This window comes from Sorangium sp. So ce394 (assembly GCF_051474665.1).
GTDB classification, from domain to species: Bacteria; Myxococcota_A; Polyangia; order Polyangiales; family Polyangiaceae; genus Sorangium; species Sorangium cellulosum_D.
In genome coordinates this window covers 5,275,692-5,293,282 of record NZ_CP150339.1, presented here as the reverse complement: position 1 = coordinate 5,293,282, position 17,591 = coordinate 5,275,692, and the positions used below count along the sequence as shown (strand labels likewise).

At 72.3% G+C, this 17,591-nt stretch carries 9 protein-coding genes; 5 read left to right on the top strand and 4 right to left on the bottom strand.

The annotated features are described in order from the left end of the window. The first annotated feature begins 367 nt into the window (after positions 1-367). The 3 genes from WMF33_RS19435 (at position 368) to WMF33_RS19425 (ending at position 8,168) form a co-directional block, all read left to right on the top strand. Positions 368-6,325, top strand: a complete 5,958-nt coding sequence (locus WMF33_RS19435) for an AAA family ATPase (protein WP_437338535.1) — start codon at positions 368-370, stop codon at positions 6,323-6,325. A 181-nt stretch (positions 6,326-6,506) separates the two neighbouring features. Beyond that, positions 6,507-7,367, top strand: coding sequence for an SDR family NAD(P)-dependent oxidoreductase (locus tag WMF33_RS19430; RefSeq protein ID WP_437338534.1), 861 nt, complete (start codon positions 6,507-6,509; stop codon positions 7,365-7,367). 372 nt (positions 7,368-7,739) lie between these two features. Then, entirely contained in the window at positions 7,740-8,168 is a 429-nt protein-coding gene (locus tag WMF33_RS19425) for a hypothetical protein (protein ID WP_437338533.1), read from the top strand. Between the two features lie 365 nt (positions 8,169-8,533). Here WMF33_RS19425 and WMF33_RS19420 read toward each other — a convergent pair whose 3' ends face one another. Beyond that, complete coding sequence (locus tag WMF33_RS19420; RefSeq protein WP_437338532.1) at positions 8,534-9,229, bottom strand: TetR/AcrR family transcriptional regulator; 696 nt, start codon at positions 9,227-9,229, stop codon at positions 8,534-8,536. Between the two features lie 83 nt (positions 9,230-9,312). Here WMF33_RS19420 and WMF33_RS19415 point away from each other — a divergent pair, with 83 nt between their 5' ends. Continuing rightward, complete coding sequence (locus WMF33_RS19415) at positions 9,313-10,449, top strand: FAD-dependent oxidoreductase (RefSeq protein WP_437338531.1); 1,137 nt, start codon at positions 9,313-9,315, stop codon at positions 10,447-10,449. Here the strand turns inward: WMF33_RS19415 and WMF33_RS19410 are convergent. Next, a complete protein-coding gene (locus WMF33_RS19410) occupies positions 10,446-11,207 on the bottom strand; it encodes an AAA family ATPase (RefSeq protein ID WP_437338530.1) in 762 nt (253 codons plus the stop codon). The two genes, WMF33_RS19415 and WMF33_RS19410, sit on opposite strands and share 4 nt — an antisense overlap. Positions 11,208-11,820: 613 nt before the next feature. Between WMF33_RS19410 and WMF33_RS19405 the strand changes: the two genes are divergently transcribed. After that, entirely contained in the window at positions 11,821-12,660 is an 840-nt protein-coding gene (locus WMF33_RS19405) for a hypothetical protein (protein ID WP_437338529.1), read from the top strand. A 57-nt stretch (positions 12,661-12,717) separates the two neighbouring features. Here WMF33_RS19405 and WMF33_RS19400 read toward each other — a convergent pair whose 3' ends face one another. Both WMF33_RS19400 and WMF33_RS19395 read right to left on the bottom strand, forming a co-directional pair. Next, complete coding sequence (locus WMF33_RS19400) at positions 12,718-16,068, bottom strand: protein kinase domain-containing protein (RefSeq protein WP_437338528.1); 3,351 nt, start codon at positions 16,066-16,068, stop codon at positions 12,718-12,720. Further along, entirely contained in the window at positions 16,065-17,477 is a 1,413-nt protein-coding gene (locus tag WMF33_RS19395; RefSeq protein ID WP_437338527.1) for a sigma 54-interacting transcriptional regulator, read from the bottom strand. The genes WMF33_RS19400 and WMF33_RS19395 overlap by 4 nt, the downstream gene beginning before the upstream one ends. Positions 17,478-17,591 lie beyond the last annotated feature (114 nt).

The window sequence follows — 17,591 nt, the reverse complement described above, 5'->3', positions numbered from 1 at the left end:
TGTGAATTTGGGCCGCGGATCCGCGCGCGCGGCGCCCGGGGCGCATCGATGGTTGGACCCGATTCCGACCCAGGTGGGACCGATGCCGGGCCGCTCTGGGCGAGCTCCCGCCAGCCGGGGCGGATTCCGCAGTTGACGCTTGACGTTTCCGAGGCGTTTCGATGTTCTGTTCCTGCGGGAGGCGCCAGGGTCGGCACGTGCGTGCCAGGAGGAGAGCGGGGGCGGCGTAGGGGTGCGAGGCGTGAGCGGCTCCTCGCCCGGGGGGCGCGGAGCGCCGTGGTTCCTTCACGCCGTCAGGAGGAGCGCCGCTCTCGCCCACACGACAGAGCCAGCGCCGGCCGACGAAAGCGAACGGGAATCCGATTCAATGAACCGACACAGCCAAGCGCACCTCGGTCAGGACGCTTATCAGGTCACGGAGACCGTGGCCGTATTGCCGCGGAGCATCTGGCGGCGCGCGCGCCACGCGACCTCCGGCGCGAGCGTGCTGCTGCACTCGCTCCGACGCGCGGTCGCGCAGCCGCGTCGGGTCCTGGAGCTCGAGCTGCAGAAATGGCGTCGAATCGGCGCGCTGACGATCGACGGCGACGTGTGCGAGGTGGACGGCGAGCCGTCGCTGATCGTGGAGGACTTCGGGGGCGCGCCGCTCGCGATCCCCGCGGAAGGGTTGGACGTCGGAACGTGCCTGGAGCTCGCGCTCGGCATGGCTCGCTCGCTGCATGGCTTGCACGAGCAGGGGTGGCTGCACGAGGACGTGAGCCATGGCAGCTTCCTGGTCAACCTCGCGACGCTGCGTGTCGAGTTCGCTGATCTCCTGGCGGTCTCCGAGGGCGCGGCGGGCGGCGCCGCCTTCGAATTCGCGACCTCGCTCGCCCACGTCGCGCCAGAGCGGACGGGGCGCCTCAATCGTCGCCCCGATCACCGTGCAGACTATTATTCTCTGGGCGTCACGCTCTTCCAGATGCTGACGGGCCAGCTGCCGTTCGCGGCGAGCGACGCCATCGGCTGGGCGCACGCGCACGCGTCCAAGCGCGCGCCGCTCGTCACGGAGCTGTCGCCCCACGTGCCGCCCGTCCTCGCGCAGCTCGTGTCCAGGCTGCTCGCGAAGGATCCTGACGAGCGCTACCAGAGCGACCACGGGCTGCTGAGCGACCTGACCACGCTGTGCGAGAGCTTCCGGCGGACGCGGGCCTTCCCTGCCCTCGTCTTGGGGGCGAGCGACGTCTCCACCGAATTCGTGGTCAGTCGAGACGTCCAGGGGCGCGACGCCGAGCTGTCGGCGCTGGGAGGCGCCCTCGACGGCGCGCGCTCCGGGAAGAGGCTGCTCGTGCTCATGCCGGGGGCGGCGGGGGCCGGAAAGTCCGCCGTGCTCGCGGAGTTCCTGAGGCGGCACGGCGGAGAGCCGGCGCGCCTTTTGTCGACGGCGTTCGAAGAGCGGGGCGAGGCCGTGCCGCTGTCGGGTCTGGCGCACGTGCTGCGAGGCCTGGCGGGGGACCTGCTGTCGCTCTCCGAAGCCGAGCTGACCGAGCTGCGGAAGCGCGTGACCGCGGCCCTGGGGCACAACGCAGGTCTCCTGACCGAGCTCGTGCCGGCGCTCTCCTGCGTCACCGGCGCCTCCACGTCCGTCGTGGCGTTGAATCCCCTCGAGGCGCAGCGCCGGCTCAAGCACGTCTTCCTCTCCTTCATCCGTGTCTTCGCCACGCCGGAGCGCCCCCTCGTCTTCGTGCTCGACGACGCTCAGTGGCTCGACGCCGCCTCCGCCGAGCTGCTGTCTGCCCTCCTGACGAACCCCGACTCGAGCCACGTGATGGTGCTGGCCGCGTTCCGCGGCGGCGACGTCGGCGACGTACCGACGCTCCTGAACCTGCGGAACGCGTCGCGCCGGACGAAGGAGGTCGTGCTGACATTGCCGCTCGGGCCGCTGTCGTCCGACGCGGTGGCGGAGATCGTGGCGCGCTCGATGCGCGCGCCCGTCGCGGAGGTCCGTGGGCTCGCGGAGATCGTGAAGCGCAAGACCGACGGCAACCCGTTCTTCATCGGCCAGCTGCTCGTCTCGTTGCATCGACAGGGCGCCCTGCGCCTGGAGGTCGAGCGCGGCCGGTGGTCGGCCGACGCGCGGCGCGCGGAGGCGCACCCCGCCTGCGACAACGTCGGCGCGCTGATGGCGGAGCGCCTCGAGAACCTCGGCCCCGACGCGGCGAGGCTCCTGTCCGCCGCGGCGTGCTTCGGGATGCGCTTCGATCTGCAAACCCTGTCCGAGGCCGTGGACAAGCCGGTCGCGGCCTGCCTCGAGCTCGTCCGGGAGGCGCTGGCCCATCGCCTCGTGTCCGAGGTCTCGGCCGAAGCTCGAGCGGAGCGGCCGGAGCCTGTCCGGGGTCACGAGCCCGCTTCGTACGCCTTCGAGCACTCGCGCGTGCGGCAGGCGGCGCTCTCGCGCGCCAGCGACGCGGAGCGCGTGGCGCTCGACGCGTCCATCGGGCGGGTCCTGCGCGAGCGCCTGCGGGGCGATCGCGCGCCGGGTCGGATCTTCGAGGTGCTCCGTCACTTGAACGCCGCTCGCGGCGCGATCCATGACCGAGGAGAGCGCCTCGACCTCGTGGAGCTCAACTTGACCGCGAGCGACCAGGCGCTCCAGAGCGGCGCGTGGAGCATCGCGGGGACCCACGCGGAGATCGCCGTCGAGCTCCTGGCCGGCTGCGAGCGCGAACGTCCACCGGAGCTGGCCTTTCGAGCGATCTTCGCGCGCGCCGAGACGGCCTTCGTCCTGGCGGATCCGCGCGTCGACGCGCTCTGCGAGGAGGCGCTCGGGCTCGCCCCCGACCGCCTGGCGCGCGGCCGCGTTCATGTCTTGAAGACCCGGATCCTCGAGCACGGCGGGCGAATGCAGGACGCCGTGGTCCAGGTGCGCGCGGCGCTGGCCGAGCTCGGCGTGCGCTTGCCGGAGGCGCCCGACGAGATCAACCAGGGCATCGGGGAGGGTATCGGCAAGCTGCAAGCGCACCTCTCGCGCGTGACGATCGAGGGCCTGCCGGCCCTCCCGAGGGCGGAGGACCCCGAGTCGCGCCTGGCCCTCGAATTGCTGGCGCAGGTGATCCCTCCGGCGTTTCAGACGTATCCGCCCCTGTTCTTCCTGGCGGAGCTCATCATGTTCGACCTGGCGCTGAGCCGCGGCGTCGACGCGGTCTCGTGCAAGAACTTCGCCGACTGCGGCATCATCCTCCTCGCGGTGCTGGGCGACTACGATGCTGCCTATCGCATGGGCCTCGCTGCCTTCGAGCTCTTGAAGCGCTTCTCGCCGACCCCGGTCGAATCGGGCGTGTGCTTCGTGTTCGCGGCCTTTCTCGCGCACTGGAAGGAGACGTACCGAGATCTGTTCGCGGTTTACGACCGGGGGGAGAAGAGCGGGCTCATGCTGGGCGACCTGCAGCACGTCGCCTACGCCAAGAACGATCGCGCCCAGCGCTCATTCCTGGTCGGCGCGCGGCTGCGGGCGTGCCGCGAGCAGGTCGCGGAGCTGCGGCGGTATTTGACGCACATCTCGGCGGCGGGCCAGCTGGTCAACGCGCTGGTCGTCGAGCGAGCCGTCGCTCGGCTGATGGCGCGCGAGTCGGAGAGGGAGGCCGTGGCCGCGGCCGACCGCGAGGCGACGGCCGTGATGGCCGCCGAGAAGAGCACCCAGTACTGCTACGCCTACGGGCAAGCCCAGATGATGACGAGCTTCATCCTCGGCGACTTCGCCTCGGCGCGGCAGTGGATGGAGTTCACCCGGGAGTTCTTGATCATCTCGGCGGGGCAGTTCTCGCTCCCCGATTACAGGCTCTTCGAAGGGCTGCTGGCGGCGCGGGCGTGCCGCGAAGGAGGCCCGGAGACGCGGGAGGCGCAGCTCGCGGTCGTCGAGGAGAACCTGAAGCAACTCGAGGTCTGGTCCCGCCTGTGCGCGGAGAACTTCGCCCACAAATATCATTTCCTCGCCGCCGAGCACGCGCGCCTGACGGGGCAGCCGCTGCACGTCGTGCTCGCCCGCCACCGCGACGCGATCCGGACGGCCGGGGACGGGTTCATCCACCTGCGGGCGCTCGTCCACGAGCACCAGGCAGAGATGTGGCTGTCGCTGGACGAGCCCCTCCACGCGAGGACGTGCCTGGAGGCGGCTTACAGGCTCTACAACGACTGGGGCGCGACGGCGAAGCTCGAATCGCTCGCGCGCGAGCACCCCGCTTTGCTCGCGGATGTCGTCCTGGGAGAGATCGCGACGCCGCGCGGCGCGGCGGCGGCCGGCCTGGGCTTCGACGGCGCGTCCCTGCTCAAGGCGACCCAGAGCATCTTCGTCGAGGTCGAGCCCGAGCGGCTGTTCGCCGCGCTGATGGCCACGTTGATCGAGAACGCCGGGGCAGAGCACGGCTGCCTCGTCCTGCGAGACGACGCCGATCGCACGTATTACGTGGAGGCGCGCGCCCACGTGGAGCGCCCGATCGCGAGCCTCCCGCGGCGCGTTGCGTACTCGGAGGCCGAGTTCCTGTGCCCGAGCGTCGTCAGCTACGTGCTGCACACGGGAGAGGCCGTCACGCTGGACGACGCGTCGAAGGCCGGCGCCTTCCTGGAGGACCCGCAGATTCGAAGGCGGGGGGTACGCTCGGTGCTGTGTGCTCCCATCATGCGCAAGGGAGACGTCCTGGGCGCGCTGTACGTGGAGAACAACGTCAGCCCGTATGTCTTCACGCGCGAGCGCTTGGCCGCGCTGCAGGTGATCGCCAGCCAGGCGGCGATCTCGATCTACAACGCGCAGCTCTACGAGGAGCTGGAGCGACGCGTGGCCCAGCGCACCGAGGAGCTGGCGCTCAAGAACCGCCAGATCGCGTCGATGCTCGACAACCTGGACGATGGCGTCTTCACCATCGACCGGAGCCGGCGCGTCGAGCCGGGATACTCTCGACGATTGACGGAGATCCTCGGCGATACCGATCTGGTCGGTCGAGACTGCCTCGCGCTGTTGTTCGACGGCTCGAGCGTGCGCCCGGACGCGCGGAGCGCGGCGGAGGCGGCGCTGTGCTGCGCCTTCGATCAAGAACAGTGGCTGGCGGCGCTGAACGTCGACCACCTGATCCGCGAGGTGGAGCGCACGGGCCCCGGCGGCAAGCCCCAGTTCCTCGAGATCTCCTGGAGCTTCATCGCGTCGGAGTCAGATCACGTGGAGCGCATGCTGGTCACGGTTCGCGACGTGACCTTGCTGCGCAGCCTGAAGCAGACGGCGCGCAACAAGGAGCGCGAGGTCGACATCATCGTGCAGGCGCTCGATCGCGGGGTCGACGCCACGCGCGCGTTCTGCGCCGACTGCCGCGCGCTGCTGGCCGAGAATCGCGCGGCGCTCGGGCCGGACGCCGAGCTGTCCGAGCGGCGCTGCGACGCCGCCTTGCGCAACCTCCACACGCTGAAGGGCAACGCTCGCCTGCACGGCTTCACGCACCTGGTGGACTCCCTGCACTCCGCGGAGAGCGCCTATCAGGCGCTGCGCCGAGCGCCAGGGCAGCCGATCGAGAGGCACGCGCTGCTGGAGCGCCTGGACGCCGTCGAGCGAGCGGTCGCCGAGTACGAGTCGGTTTGCCAGGAGAAGCTGACGGCCGCGCTCAAGAGGCCGGACGAGCGGAGCGAGAGTGTCCTTCAAGACATCCGGGGCCTGGTCGCGACGGCAGATTCCACCGACGCGCAGGAGCTGGCGCGCAAGCTGCGTCGAGCCCTCGCGCGGCTCGACCCGACGTCGGTGGCGCGCGTCGTCGACGAGACGCGCGAGATGTTGCCGAGCTTGGCCGCCGAGCTCGGCAGGCCCCCGCCCGCGGTGCTGACGGAGCACGCCGAGGCGCAGCTGGCCGGCGACTGGACGGGGCTCGTGAAGGACATCCTGGTCCAGTGCTTTCGCAACTCCCTCTATCACGGCATCGAGACGCCCGACGCGCGAGCGCTCGCCGGCAAACCGGCGCAGGGCCGCATCCATGTTCGCGCGCGGAGCGGACCGAGCGCGCTCGAGCTGCAGATCTCCGACGACGGCCGCGGGCTTCCGCTCGAGAAGCTGCGCCGGCGGGGGGGCGATCCTCCTCTGCCGGATGAGGCCCTGGCCGACCAGATCTTCCTCTCCGGCGTCTCGACCGCAGAGACGATCGGTCGAGTCGCCGGTCGAGGCGTCGGGCTCGACATCGTGCGCGAGCGCCTCCGGGCGCGCGGCGGCGACGCGCTGGTGCGCTTCACCGGGGAAGAGCGCGATGGCCACCGGCCGTTCATGCTGGTCCTCCTCCTGCCGAAGAGCGCGGTCGCCTCCCGCTCTGGCGGGTAGCGCTCACCCGTGAGCAGCGGGTCGCGCCCTGGCTCGCGGCGGCGGGCCCTGGTTTGCGCGCATCACGGCGCATCGCGGTGCGCCGGCCAGAGGCGCTGGCTCGACGCGCCGGCGCCCTCTACACTCGCCGCGACCGTCGCGCCGCGGCTGGCGCGACCCCAACGCCCGACGGAGATCCCCAGTGAGCAACCATCCCGCATTGACACCTGGCCGCGTGGCCGTGGTGACCGGCGCTGCCAGCGGCATCGGCCTCGCCGCCGCCGAGCGCTTCGCGCGCATGGGCCTGAAGGTCTGTCTCGCCGACCTGGACGGGCCGGCGCTGCGCGAGGCGTTCGCGCGCGTCGCCGCGGTCGCGGCCGGCGGCGAGGCCGACGTGCGAGCGGCCCCGACCGACGTCGCCAGGCTGGAGGACGTGCAGCGCCTAAAGCAGGTCGCCTACGACGCGTTCGGCGAGGTGGCGGTCCTGATGAACAACGCCGGGGTCGGCGACGGCGCCAAGCCGTGGAGAGACATCGAGCGCTGGCGCCGCCTCATCGAGGTCAACCTCTGGGGCGTGATCCACGGCGTGCACGCGTTCACCGAGGCGATGCTCGCGCAGGGCACCCCGTGCGCCATCGTCAACACGGGGTCGAAGCAGGGCATCACCACCCCGCCGGGCGACGCCGCCTACAACGCCTCCAAGGCCGGCGTGAAGGTGGTGACCGAGCAGCTCGCTCACGAGCTGCGCAACGTCGCCGGCTGCAAGATCACGGCCCACCTGCTCATCCCGGGGTACACGTTCACCGGCATGACCGCGCGCGGCCCGGAGAAGCCCGCCGAGGCGTGGACCGCCGAGCAGGTGGTGGACATGATGATCGCCAGCATGGGCCGGGGCGATTTTTACATCCTCTGCCCGGACAACGCGGTCACGCGCGAGATGGATGAGCGCCGCATCCAGTGGGCGGCCGACGACCTCATCCGGAACCGACCCGCGCTGTCGCGCTGGCACCCCGACTTCGCGGAAGCGTTCGCGGCCTACATGGCGGGCGCGGCGAAGCCCTGACGCGTAGGGCTCCTCTGGAGCAGGAGCCCTGTGCGGGCGGATGCAGATTCATGCCCACGCACACCCCACGGCGTCGCGCTGCCCTGGCGCCGCCGCAGCGGCGTGGGGCCGTCCCCGTTCCCGTCCCGCGCGATCGGCGGACCCATGATCGTCTCCGATCGCGGCTGCGATTGTAAAAAGAAGATCGGACTGGATGAGCTTTTAGCGCTCATGTAAAAACGATGTTTCATCTCTGCTGACGGCCGAGGCGATTACAGCCTCACGGACTCGGAACGCTCCGCCTGTTGCTCTGGCGCTCGGGTCCGATGTAGAAAACCTGCGATTCGCCCCTCGACGAACGGGCGCGCGCGTCCCAGTCTACGCGCACCGGATATGCTCGCGCTCCCCACACAGCCGCTTCAGAGCCACTGGTGCAACAAGGGCACGGTAAATATCTGGTGTCCTGCGCCGGCGTTGCTGGTCACGTGCGTCACCGGGGTGCTCGTCGAAGAGGGCGCTCAGGCGATCGAGGAGGTGATGTTGCGCCGGGTCGCCGCGGACGGCCGCGTCCTGGTCTTCAACGACTGGGAGGCGATGACCGACTATGATCTCGCCTCGCGCACGCGGCTGACCGAGGCGACGATGTCCGTCCTCGATGCGATCGACGGAGGGCACTTCCTGCTCGGGTCGAAGGTCGTCGTCTTCGGGGTTCAGGTCGCGAACACGGCCATCCGCAAGCTCACGGTCCACCCGTCCCGCGCCCTGTTCGAGCGCGCGCTGCAAGACGCGATTCGGGAGCGCACGCCGCTCGGGATGACGTAGCATCCTGTCGCCAATGGTGGCCTTCGATGGCGCGCGGTGTGCCGAACACCCCGGATCGAGGAGGCGCTGTTCATCCGGGCGAAGGAGCCGATGGTTCGGCGCCTCACCGATCATGCGATGCTCGCTCGAGCGCCGACCAAAGTCGGGCGTAGGTAGGAGCGAGCGCCCGGAGCGCGGCGGCGCCCCTCTATCCTCGCAACGAATCGTTAGTGATCCTAACCATAAGCGATCCTAACTATCAGCGCGACGACGAGAAGAGCTTCAGAACGGGGAGGCTTCAGGCCATCCATGCATTACGCAACGCATGCCAATTTTGCCAAGACGATACCCCAAAAACCTGACGTTCAAAAAACGTCACAACATGCTTACGCCCAGCTCGCGATTCCGGCGAGGATCAGGTCGATCCCGGCGAGGAACTCTTTGCGGTCGTCGTGGGCGGGGAGGTAGGCGGCGACGCTTCGCGTGAACGGGTACTCACGGGCGTCGAGCTCGCGCCAGCGCGCCGCTGCCCCCTCGAGGAAGTCGACGCGGTTCGTCGACGTCGCGAGCTCGCGGCGCGCGAACTGGCTCGCCATGGCGTTCTGGACGCTCACGCCGATGACGTAGCTGAGCAGCGTCGACGCCGCGGTGAACAGGGCGCTCCCGCGAACGCCCAGCGCCTCGACTTGGCAGCCGAGGCGTTCGTAGATCCGCAGCATCGCCGTCTCCCACGGAGCGCGTGAGAGCTGCGCACCCACCCACGGATGCGCCTCGATCGCGTCGAACACGCCGAGCGCGATGCGATGGATCGCCTCGTGCGGCTTGGTTGAGCCGCGCACCTCGCCCATCGTGCGCGCGACCACGGCGTCGGTCGCGGCGACGAGGAGCTCGCTCTTGTTCGTGACGTGCCAGTAGATCGCGCCCGGGCCCGTCGCCAGGCGCGTCGCGAGCGCGCGGAACGTCAGCCCATCCTCACCGTCCGCGTCCAGCAGCGCGATCGCCGCTTCGACGATCCGCTCGCGCGAGAGCGCATCCTCGCGGCGTTTCTCGCGTTCCGTCCCTCGCGTCGCCTTCTTCGCCACGGCTCCATCTTGACAGTTCTGGAGCGGCGCTCCAAGTGAATTCGTGGAACGATGTTCCACAATGAAGACCGAGAGGGATCACGATGACTTCCATCACCATCATTGGCGCCGGGCTGGGCGGGCTCACCCTCGCGCGCGTCCTCCACGTCCACGGGATCCGGGCGACCGTGTACGAGGCGGACGCCTCCGCCGAGGCGCGTACCCAAGGCGGGATGCTCGACATCCACGACTACAACGGCCAGCTCGCGCTCAAGGCCGCCGGCCTCTTCGAGGAGTTCCGCCGCATCGTCCACGAAGGCGGTGAGGCGATGCGCATGGTCGATCCGCAGGGCACGGTCCTCCTCGACCAGCCGGACGACGGCACCGGCGTTCGCCCCGAGGTGCTCCGCGGCGACCTCCGGCGCATCCTCCTCGACTCGCTCCCGCCTGACGCCGTGCGATGGGGCCGCAAGCTCATGGGCGTGCGCGCGCTCGGCGACGGAGCGCACGAGCTCACCTTCGCGGACGGGTCGACCGTGACCACCGGCCTCGTCGTCGGCGCCGACGGCGCGTGGTCGAAGGTCCGGCCGCTCCTCTCCGACGCGAAGCCCGAATTCGTCGGCACCGCCTACATCGAGACGTACCTGCTCGACGCCGACGCGCGGCATTCCGCCAGCGCCGAGCTCGTCGGCGGGGGCGCGCTCTACGCGCTCACGCCCGGCAAAGGCATCATCGCGCACCGCGAGACGAACGGCGTCCTCCACACCTACGTCGCGCTCACGAAGCCAAAGGCGTGGATCGAGAGCATCGACTTCACCGACCCGAAGGCGGCGCGGGAGCGCGTCGCCGCGGAGCTCGACGGCTGGGCCCCGGCCCTGACCGCGCTCATCACCGACGGCGAGACCGATCCGGTCCCGCGCATGATCCACAAGCTCCCCGCCGAGCACCGCTGGGATCGCGTGCCCGGCATGACGCTCCTCGGCGACGCCGCGCACCTGAGCCCGCCCGACGGGGAAGGCGCAAACCTCGCGATGTACGACGGCGCGGAGCTCGGCAAGGCCATCGCCGCGCACCCGAACGACCTCGAAGCCGCGCTCGCCGAATACGAACGAGAGATGTTCGTTCGTGGAGCGAAGGCCGCTCCCGAAGCCGCGGCGACCTTCGAGCTTTGCTTCGGCGAGACCGCCCCGCACGGCCTCATCGCATTTCTGTCGGGCGGGGAAGCGCGATCGAGCGGCTAAGATGTATCCTGGTCATCACCGCCCCTGAAGAGCTCCCGGAAGAACCGCTCCCGGTGCAGCAGGAAATCGCGCGTCAGCGCGAAGTGCTCCGTCTCCTCGTACGCGACCTCCGCGATGCCGTCCTCGGAGAGCCGGTAGATCGTCGCCCCGGGATACGCGAGCACGATCGGCGAGTGCGTGGCGATGATGAACTGCGACCGCCCCCGCTCGACGAGCTCGTGCATGTGCGCGAGCAGCGTCAGCTGCCTGGCCGGCGACAGCGCCGCCTCGGGCTCGTCGAGGAAGAAGAGGCTCTCGGGCTTGAACCGGTGCTTCACGAGCGCCAGGAACGACTCGCCGTGCGACTGCTCGTGCAGCGACGTGCCGCCGTAGAACTGGGTCGCGCCCAGCTCGTCCACCTGCGTGGCGACGTTGAAGAAGCTCTCGGCGCGCAGGAAGAAGCCGTTCTTCTCCCGGCGCGCCCCGCGGATGAGCCGCATGGCGGCGTGGAGCTCGGACTCGGAGCGCCGGGTCGCGAAGTTGAAGCTCTTCGAGCCGCCCTCGGCGTTGAAGCCGGCGAGCAGCGCGAGCGCCTCGATGAGGGTCGACTTGCCGGAGCCGTTCTCGCCGACGAGGAAGGTCACCTTGGGGTCGAGCGCGAGCTCCTCGAGGGCGCGCACGGCGGGGATGCTGAACGGATACCTCGAGAAGTCCTCGACCCGCTCGCGCAGGAGCTGGACGGAGCGGATGAAGCCCCCCGGGAGGTGTGCGCGCTTCATGACACCGCCGAAGCGGCGACGCGCGCCTGCCCGCGCGCCCTCGTGGCCCCCACGAGGCCCAACGCCGTGCCCGTCCCCTCGCGGGATGAGCGGCCGGGATCGGCGGGCAAGGACGAGCAGGGACCGAGCCCGCCGCATGCAGAAGGGAACGCGCGCATGCGCCGAGTATAGCCGGCGCGATCATGTCCGCGCGCCCCGTGCACGCCGGCGGGAGGCACCCTGCTCGCGTCGGCCGCGCGCTGCTCGCGTCGGCCGCGCGCTGCTCGCGTCGGCCGCGCGCTCCGCCGATCGGCCCCGCCTCGCCAGCGCGCACGCCGCCGGACGCTCGCGCCAGCAGCTCCGATGGGCTGCTGTCATCGCCGCGTGACAGCGGCTGTCCGCGCGGCGGTCCACTGTCACGCCGCCGTTCCACCGCGACGGGAGCGGCGAGGAAATTCGCGGATCGTGCGCCGCTCGCAGCCGTGGCACGACGCATGCTCATGTCCTCGGACGCGACGGACGACGAGCACCGCCGCTTGCCTCCTTGACCGGCACGCGCGCCGGAACGAAGCTCGAAACTCTCTTGGTTGAGGAGATCGCGATGAAACGCTCCAGCTGTACGCTAGGAATGGTGATGTGGGTTGGGCTCCTCTCGGCGGCCTGCGCGCCATCGCTCGAGGACGAGATCGCGGTGGACGCGCCCGGGCTCGAGGCGATGATCGACAGCCCGGGCATGCCCGGCGAGAACGGCGTCCCGAAGGCCGCGTGGCACACCTGGAAAGGTACTGTCGCCACGATCCTGTCGAAGCCGATGCTGGACCAGGAGACCGGCGACTACAGCCAGGCGATCGTCGACTCCGGGATCCTCGCGGACCCGGGCGGTCTGGAGATCTTCAAGCACGTCAAGGAGTGCACCCTCGGGGGGGTGGAGTTCAAGGAGACGGTGCTCGAGGGAATGGTGCTCGGCGCGTCGAAATGGGAGGAGGAGGGGCTCGAGGAGGCCATGATCGAGAACGTGCTGGAGTGCGTGGTCGCGTTCGTCAACGACATGACCGATGGGGTGGAGATCCTGATCACGGGTCCGAACGTGGGCGGCGCCAACGACGGGATCACTTACCCCGAGTTCATTCATGGCGAGGCCGTCTGGTGCGCGCACACCCGCCCCATCTCCGGCACTCCCCCCACCCCCGGCGGTCCACCCAACCCCAGCGCGCTCGTCGACGTCTTCGTCACTGTCTACCCGACGAGCAGGTTCGTTCGTGGGTGCGGGGTCGACGCCAAGGACGCGCTGAGGCAGCGGGTCTGCGACGTGCCGGACGACTGCGGCCTCACATTCGGCGGGATCTTGGAAAAGAGCCCCCAGTGCAAGGAGGTGGGCCCGTCGGGGCAAGGTCTCTACGAATGCTACGGCAAGCCGTGCACGATGACGAAGCTGCTGGACTACGAGCAGGACTGGTGCGACCCGCCCACGTGAGCGCCGGGGCCATCCGGGGCTCCGCGCCGCGGTGAGCCCCAGGACCCGCGGGCGCGCTCAGGGCGCGGCCGCGGCGGGCGCCTCCCCCGCGAGCCGCCGCGCCTCGCCGAGGCGCGCGCCCACGGTCCGGGCGCGCAGCGGGTTCGCCTCGATCGCCGCCTCGAGGGCCGCGGCCCCGCGCCGGGCGGCCTCCCTCCGGGCCGCCGGGTCAGGCGCCGCCGCGGCGCGCAGCAGCCAGAGCTTGCCCTGGGCCACGAGCGCCCGGTCGGATCGCGGGTTCATCCCGAGCGCCGCCTCCGCGTGCCGCAGCCCCTCGGCGAGGTCGGCGGCGGCGTCCTCCCGGCGGTCCGCCCGGACGGCGGCGCGGGCCTCGTAGATCTCGGCCAGCAGCGCGTAGAGCCGCGGGTCGGCGCGGGGCTCGTCGAGCACGGGGCCGAGCGGCGCGAGCGCCGCGTCGAGACGGACCGCGTCCGGGCGACCGCGCGCCGCGCTCCACTGGAAGCCGACGAGCTCCGCCTCGGCGCGCTTCACCCGCTCCCACACGTCCCAGGGCGCCTCGGCGATGGTGCGATCGAGCACCTCGCGCGCGACCCGGATCGAGGGCTCCGGATCCTCGCCGCGCGCCGCACGGACGCGCGCCTCGAGGATCGCCAGCATCGCCCGGAGCGACGCCGGGAACGCGACCGCGCCCGGCGCCATCTCCCGCGCGCCCGCCTCGATGCGCGCGAGCGCCGGGCCGGGGTCGGCGCCGGCGTCGAGCGCGTGCTGCGCGAGCGCGTGGTCCAGCCAGACCCGCCAGTACGGGGCCCACTTCCATGACGGGTCCGTTCGCTGGATGCCGTCGATGATCCCGCGCGTCCGCTGGACCGCCTCGTCGGGCGAGCGGCCCGCGCGGACGAGGTGCTCCACCTCGTGGACGCCGAGGATCAGCCGCGAGGTGCGCGCGTGGCCGAAGCCCGGATCGAGCGCGAGGGCGTGGTCGCAGCGGACCCTGGCGCGCTCGAAGGAGCTCCCCGGATCCTGGCCGCGCAGGGACAGATAGCGGCCGCGCTCGGCGAGGACGGCGCAGAGCTCGTTGAGCGCCCAGGCGAAATCGGGCTCGCGCTCGAGCGCGGCCTCGTAGCCCTGGATGGCGCGCTCGAGGGCCTCGCCCTGCTCGCGGGCGGTGAGGTTCGCGCGGTACGCCCGCGCCCGGGACACGCTGGCGACCACGTACCGCGCCATGGCGTCGTCCGGGCTCCGCCGGAGCGCCTCCTCGGCGCGCGCGCTCGCCTCGACGAGCGCCGGCTCCGCGTCCTCGCTGCGCTGCGTCCCGACCGCGATCCACCACGCGAAGGCGCTGTGGACCCGGGCCAGCGCCGCGTAAGCCTCGGGGCTGCGGGGGCTCGCGGCGATCGCGCGCCCGCACGCCTCCCGCGCCCGCTCGAAGCTCGGGCGCATCGAGTCGCCGTGCATGCCGGCGGAGCGCATGGTCTGGGCCCAGAGCTCGCACTCGGCGGCGTGGACCGAGGGGTCGGAGCGGCCGTGATCCGCGGCGATCCGGTACGCCTCGGCGGCGCCATCGAACGGGCCCTTCATCTTCTCGAAATCGAAGGTGGCGGCGTCGTGGCGGTAGCGGCTCCCCATCGCGAAGAGCACGTCGCCCTCCAGCTTCTTCGCCTCGTGGAGCCACGGCGCCCCCGCGAACGCCTCCCGGGCCTTCTCCAGCGCCGCCTCGTGCCGCCCCTCGGCGAGCGCGAGCAGCCCCTCGGCGTACGCGGGCGCCTCGAGGCCCGCGACGGCGCCGCCGAGCGCCGCGCGGAGGTGCGCGACGGCCGGCGCCTTGAGCTCGGCCTCGAGCGCCGCGATCCGCGCCTCGCGCTGCGCCGGGTCGCGGACGCGGCGGGTCTCCTCCAGGCCGCGGCGGTAGAGCTCGGAGAGCGCCGCCCCGGCGGCGTAGTCGAGCCCCGGCGACCGGTAGCCGGCCCGCTCCGCCGCGCGGAGGTGCTCGAGGGCGGCGGCCGGCTCCTGGAGCGCGAGCAGGCCGCGGCCGAGCGCGTACTCCCCGGGGCCGCGGCCGGCCTCGCCCGCCTGCGCCATGCGGGCCTCCACGGCCCGGAGCCGGGCGCGGACCACGTCGCGCTCGCGCTCGACGTCGTGGAGCGGCATCCCGTGGGCGCCGCGGAGGAAGAGCTCCATCTCCTTCACGGTCTCGCCGAGCTCGCGCGCGAGCGTGGCCTGCTCCGCGGCGGCGCGGCGGCCCCGCACGAAGACGCCGGCGACGATCAGCGCCGCGACGACCAGCGCGGCCGCGCCCGCGACCGCCGCCCGGTGCCGCCGCGCCTGCCGGGCGAGGCGGCGGCCGAGGGACGCGCGGCGCGCGAGCACGGGATCGCCGTCCAGGAAGCGCTGCAGGTCCTCCCCGAGCGCCCGCGCCGACTCGTAGCGGGCGCCGGGCTCCTTCTCGAGGCAGCGCATCACCACCGCCTCGAGATCTTGAGGAATGTCGCGGTCCAGGGTCCGGAGCGGCGGCGCGTCGTCCTCGAGCACCTGGCGGAGCACGTCCATCACCGCGCCCCCCACGAACGGCGGCCGGCCGGCGAGCAGCGCGTAGAGGGTCGCGCCGAGGCCGTAGACGTCGGTCCGCCGGTCGAGGGCGCGCACCCGCCCCGCCGCCTGCTCGGGCGCCATGTACGCGGGGGTCCCGAGGAGGGCGCCGGTGAGCGTGGGCCCGCTCTCCCCGGCCTCGCGCGCGATGCCGAAGTCCATGAGGTACGGGCGGTAGGCCCCGTCCTCGCCGCGCTCGAGCATGACGTTGCTCGGCTTCACGTCGCGGTGCACGAGGCCGAGCCGGTGCGCCTCGTGGAGCGCCGCGGCGACGGCCCGGACGGCGCGCACCTTCTCCTCGAGGGTCAGGTCGCCGCGCGCCTCCTGGAGCGACCGGCCGTCGATGTAGCGCATCACGAGGAAGGGCACGTGATCGGCGACGCCGGCCTCGTGGACCTCGCAGACGTTCTCGTGGCGGAGCCGCGCCTGGGAGCGCGCCTCGCGCAGGAAGCTCCCGTCGACCTGCGCGCCCGCGGCGAGGAGCTTGATGGCCACGCGCCGGCCGAGCCGGAGGTCCCGGGCCCGGTAGACGACGCCCATGCCGCCCCGGCCGAGGAGGTGGAAGTCCTCGAAGCGGGCGTGGAGCGAGGGCGGGATCGGCGAGGGCGCCTCCGGCGCGGCGCTCGGGCGGCGGCTCTCCTCGCCGAGGCCGAGGTCGGGGGTGGGCTCGGGCGCCGCGGGTGCGGCCTCGGGTGCGCCGTCGGGCAGGACGCCCGGCGCGGCGGGCGGGGCCGGGCCGGTGAGGGTCGCGTCGTCGCGCCCGCGCCGCGGCCACGGCGGGGTCGCGATGCGGGGGTCGTCGGCGTCCGTGGGCCGGATCATCGGGCGCGGAGGCCGTGGCGCTGGATCAGCCGGTGGACGAGCTGGCGGGAGACGCCCATCGCGTCGGCCGCGTGCGAGATGTTGCCCCCGTGCTGGCGGAGCTTCTCGGTGACGTAGGCGCGCTCCAGCTCCTCCAGCACGACCTCCCGCGCCTCGGGCAGCGGCAGCTCGAGGAGCCTGCGGAGGCGGGCGTCCCCGGGCCCCGCGGGCGCCTCGCCGGAGGGCGCACCGCCGGAGGAAGCCGCGCCGGATGGATCGAGCCCCTGAGGCGCCGGCGGCGCGGCGCCGACGATCTCGTGCAGCAGCTCGGGGAAGAGGACGAGCCGCGCCACGGTGTTCCGGAGCTCGCGCACGTTCCCCGGCCAGTCGTAGGCGTCCAGCAGCGCGAGCGCGCCCGGCGGCAGGTCCGCGAGCGCGCGCGGCGGGTCCCGCGCCGCGAGGAAGCGCTCGACGAGGAGCGGGATGTCGTCCTTGCGCTCCCGGAGCGCGGGGACGTGGACCTCCACCACCGAGAGCCGGAAGTAGAGATCGGCCCGGAACGAGCCCTCCTGGGCCTTCGCGCGCAGGTTCCGGTGGGTGGCCGCCACGATGCGCGCGTCGAACGGGACCCACTCGTTCGACCCGAGGCGCCGGATCTGCCGCCCCTCGATGGCGCGGAGCAGCTTCGGCTGGAGGTCGAGCGGGAGCTCGCCGATCTCGTCGATGAAGAGCGTGCCCCCGCTCGCCTGCTCGAGCAGGCCCGGCCGCGCCGCCGCGGCGCCCGTGAACGCGCCCCGGGCGTGGCCGAAGAGCTCGCTCTCCACCAGGTTCGGGGCGATGGCGCCGCAGTCCACGACCACGAGGGGGCCGTCCTTGCGGCGGCTCCGCGCGTGGATCGCCCGCGCCAGCACCTCCTTGCCGGTGCCCGACTCGCCGAGCAGGAGCAGCGTCTCGTCGGTCGGGGCCGCGCGCTCCAGGCGGGCGAACAGGGCGCGCATCGGGAGGCTCCGCCCCGCGGCCTCGCCGAACGCGTCCGCGGCCGAGAGCGGCAGGACCGCCGCGGGGCCCGCGGGGCCGACGACGATCTCGGAGCCGCCGACCGTGGCGGGGACGCCGGGCGGGAGGAAGGCCTCGCGGATGCGGACGTCGCGGATCAGCGTGCCGTTCTTGCTGCCCAGGTCGCGCAGGAGCACGCCCTGCTCGGTCAACCGGATCTCGCAGTGCCTGCGCGAGGCGCGCGGATCGGCGAGCACCAGATCGCAGTCGGCGCCCGCCCCCACGACGATGGGGCGCAGATCGAGCGGCGCGGTGAGCGTGCGCCGGTCCGGGAGGGCGACCGTCACGGAGAGCGCCGGGAGCCGGAGGGAGCGCCCCTGATCGAAGCTCGTGAGCGTGCAGGTCGCCCCGGGATCGTCGCCCATGATCGCCATGGTGCCCTCGAGGGGGGCCGCGTCAATCAGGAACCAGCGCGCCCGTGGGGCCGCGCCGGCGCCCGCGGGGCCACGCCGGCGCGCCGGGAGGACCGCTGTCATGCCGCCGCGACA

What these genes read in the sequence shown, in the direction of transcription:
- WMF33_RS19435 (WP_437338535.1), top strand. Translation starts at nt 368, where the DNA reads ATGAACCGACACAGCCAAGCGCACCTCGGTCAGGACGCTTATCAGGTC.
- WMF33_RS19425 (WP_437338533.1), top strand. Translation starts at nt 7,740, where the DNA reads ATGCTCGCGCTCCCCACACAGCCGCTTCAGAGCCACTGGTGCAACAAG.
- WMF33_RS19415 (WP_437338531.1), top strand. Translation starts at nt 9,313, where the DNA reads ATGACTTCCATCACCATCATTGGCGCCGGGCTGGGCGGGCTCACCCTC.
- WMF33_RS19410 (WP_437338530.1), bottom strand. Translation starts at nt 11,207, where the DNA reads ATGAAGCGCGCACACCTCCCGGGGGGCTTCATCCGCTCCGTCCAGCTC.
- WMF33_RS19405 (WP_437338529.1), top strand. Translation starts at nt 11,821, where the DNA reads ATGTGGGTTGGGCTCCTCTCGGCGGCCTGCGCGCCATCGCTCGAGGAC.
- WMF33_RS19400 (WP_437338528.1), bottom strand. Translation starts at nt 16,068, where the DNA reads ATGATCCGGCCCACGGACGCCGACGACCCCCGCATCGCGACCCCGCCG.
- WMF33_RS19395 (WP_437338527.1), bottom strand. Translation starts at nt 17,477, where the DNA reads ATGGCGATCATGGGCGACGATCCCGGGGCGACCTGCACGCTCACGAGC.